This is a genomic window from Occallatibacter sp. (assembly GCF_049582745.1).
Taxonomy (GTDB): domain Bacteria; phylum Acidobacteriota; class Terriglobia; order Terriglobales; family Acidobacteriaceae; genus Telmatobacter.
In genome coordinates, this window is the sequence record NZ_JBAUUO010000113.1 from 1 (window position 1) to 3,146 (window position 3,146).

A 3,146-nucleotide genomic window follows, 5' to 3' on the forward strand; every position below is an offset into this window, starting at 1 on the left:
ATCAGTCCCTCCCCAAATGTTGTTCCTAGAGTGTCGGCTGTAACACCGCCCACAGTACCTCCGCTAAAATCGCCCGGCGCTGAGAAGCGTGAGGGGGTGGTTGGAATCATCAACTGGTCACCAACAGTACACAGAGTTCCCTGTAAGCAAATGGCAAACATGCCCCCCGGACCGCCTGGAGCCGCTGAGTTGATGCGGAATGATGGTCCAGAGAGGAAAAAATCCATGATGTCGTTGCCGAAAGTGGCGGTTCCTGTAAACGTGAAACCTAAATTATGCATAGACTCCGGCCTCGCCTCGAGGTGCTGTTTGGATTTCGGACCTCATCGTTGTTGCCGCTTGGTGTCTTGATCGCCGACTGATTCGTCTTCTTTCTCGGTGCTCTGTTCCGTCTTTCTAAGTTGTTGTCGATTCTGGGTTGTGAGTGCATAGAAAGTTATGCACGGTTCACGAACGTAAGGGAGTGAGCAAGACGGGCGCAAAGTTCGCCTCTCCCGGAGCGATGGTGCGCAAGCGATCCATGAGCCTCTGGAACAATCCCCGCTCCGCATACTGATCGCTATAGCTGACGCCCACTCGTCCGGCATGGCGCCAGACCTTAGCCGCCAGGAACAGAAAGCGCAAACGCGCGATCGCCAAGGTCGTATGTTTGAGCTCAGCCACCTTGGCGGTTTCGTCTCGCTGGAACAGCAGCAGCCAGCAGTTGAGGTTGTAGGCCAGCATCGCCAGCTGAAAATGAACGCAGTTGGTGGCCCAGCGCCCGGAAGGATGGGCCGCCAAACCGGCATCGTTGTTGGCCTCTTTTATTAGATTCTCGGCCCCGGCGCGCTGATTGTAGAACCACGCCAGCAGGTCGATGGGGCGCTTCATGTTGGTCACGAAGACCCGATAGATATACTGTGAGCTGTCGAACAACTGGTACTGCTCTCGCTCGGGAAGCGGATCCTTCTTCTGGTAACGCAGGGCAATAAAGCGGTAGGCCTTGCCCCAACCTTCTGGTTGATACCAGAACTCACACTGCTCATCGGCATCGGTGCGCGGCGAGGGCTGCCAACGGGCGCTTTGCAGTTCCGCCAACAGGCGCGTGGTTTTGCGCGCTACCATGATGAACGAGGCCCGCCCTTTCTCATAGGCTTGTACAGCCTCCCCACAATAAAACCCAGCATCCGCCCGGGCGAAGATCTTTACGATGCACGGCGGGAGAGCGGCGAAAACCCCTTGCAAATGGCGCGCGATCTGCTGGCCCGTCGGCCGATCGCCGTTGCGCAACTCGCCCCAGATGTATTCTCGGGTTTCCGCTAGAAAGGTAAGGATAGGCTGATAGCTCTTCTTGCCCTTGTTCTTTGGGTTGTAGCTTTTCCGGCCACCCATCTGTCGGCCATAGAGCGTGTGCACGGTCGTATCGGTGTCCAACGTGATGGAGGTCAGCCGCACGTTGGCCGCCTCCCACACCCGTTCTCGCATCTTCTGCTGCAGTTGCAGCAGTTGCCGCGCTACCCCCAAATGCAACGACGCCAGAAACCGCCAGAAGGTGCACTGTGGAGGCAACTCCGACACCTTCAGGATCCCAGTTAGCATCGCGTCGTGCGCCACAAAGCGCAAGTGATTCAGACGGGAAAAACCCACATACAGGGCCAGCACCATCCCCAACAAGAATTGGTAGATCGCCATGACTCGCGGGATGCGAGCGACGGTCAGGATTTCTTCCACCAGCTTTTGAAATCCCAGTTTCTCCAGCATCGTGGCCACTGGGAGCAGGCCGCCATAAGGAGTTAGATTTTTGCCGGAGAAGTCGAATCGAGTGGAAGCCCCGATTTTATTGGGGTCCGGCTTATCTCGCTCTGTCCCTTGTGGGGCGCGGGTTTCCTCGCTATGCTGTGGACTACGCTTAACCATTTGGGTGGCTCCTGGAAATCGGCTCACGAAGGTGCGAACTTCGCGGCCTCTCTGTTTTACGACAGGATTTCCAGGGTCTCCAAATGGTCCTTCCCTTTAGTCGTTTCTGACCAACTCAGAATCTGTGCATAGGTCAGGTGTCAAGTACCGCTGAGTCGCACTCAGATCGACATGGCCCAGATACGTGGACAGCGCAGGAAGCAAACGTTGCACATCCTTATTCTGTCTGTACCACGCCGTCACTCGATGAACCGCGAACGAGTGCCGCAGGTCGTGAAGCCGTGGCTGATAGGACGATTCATCGTGACGCGCGATGCCCGCGATCCGTCGCAAGCGAACGAAACACTTGTCGACCACCTGCAGCCTGATCGGATTGCAACTCTTCGTCTGGAACAGCGGTCGATGGTGTTGATTCTGTCGTGCCGGCATTTCGAGATACTGCTGAAGCAGCTTCCGGACATCCCGTCCGAGCGGCACCAGACGTGATTTATAGAACTTCGTGCCTCGTATCGTGATCAAGCCGACACGCAGGTCTACATCCATGAGCCGGAGTCGCAACGCTTCCCCGAGTCGCATTCCCGTTCCGTAGAGGAACAACAACAGCGTGCGGAATGTGGCTCCAGACATGACGCAAGACGACACTCGCTGACATCGTGGCACAGCATCGAGCAGCAAGCGCAAATCGGACTGGGAGTAGATATAAGGGACGAAGGTCTGCCCGGATTTGGGAGCACGCGGCGGTAGTGGCGGAGCGGCCTTCAGACGACCACGCACTGCCCAGTAATCGAAGAACGCTTTCAACGTTCCTCGCTTCTGGCACCAAGTGCTAGGTCTCACTCCCGAGCCGTCGATGAAGGAAGTGACTTGCAGCAGTGCGACCAGGTGTAGATCGATATCGCCACAGTGTCGAAGGAAGGAGCGCAGCTGTTTCGCGGGAGCGTTAAACCTCGCACCGGCATCTTGTTTACGTCGGACGTAGAGGTTAACCGCTTGGGAGAGCTTCATAGCAGCCCTCCCAGATCGACGTTCGCCACTACGCGCAGCGCATTGAGGTCGACTTTGGCATAGATTCCTACTGACTCAAGGCCTCTATGCCCGAGCACGTCGCCGATCTCCTTGAACGAAACACCTTGCACCAGCAGACGTGTTGCACACGCGTGCCGCAGACTATGTGGGCCGGTGTGCCGGAACCGCAGTCCGGCTGCTTTGATTCGGGAGCTCGTCACCTGCCATAAGACCGATGTTCCAAC

At 56.8% G+C, this 3,146-nt stretch carries 4 protein-coding genes; all 4 read right to left on the reverse strand.

Annotation, left to right across the window (positions count from 1 at the left end; all coding sequences use genetic code 11):
* Positions 1 to 281, reverse strand: a 281-nt coding sequence (locus WCA10_RS16775) for a hypothetical protein (protein WP_472823659.1), incomplete at its 3' end; no start/stop codon positions are given.
* A gap of 166 nt (positions 282 to 447) precedes the next feature.
* Positions 448 to 1,896, reverse strand: coding sequence for an IS1380 family transposase (locus WCA10_RS16780; RefSeq protein ID WP_472823660.1), 1,449 nt, complete (start codon positions 1,894 to 1,896; stop codon positions 448 to 450).
* A gap of 96 nt (positions 1,897 to 1,992) precedes the next feature.
* Positions 1,993 to 2,901, reverse strand: a complete 909-nt coding sequence (locus tag WCA10_RS16785) for a tyrosine-type recombinase/integrase (RefSeq protein ID WP_472823661.1) — start codon at positions 2,899 to 2,901, stop codon at positions 1,993 to 1,995.
* Positions 2,898 to 3,146, reverse strand: a 249-nt coding sequence (locus WCA10_RS16790) for a tyrosine-type recombinase/integrase (protein ID WP_472823662.1), incomplete at its 5' end; no start/stop codon positions are given. The genes WCA10_RS16785 and WCA10_RS16790, both read right to left, overlap by 4 nt.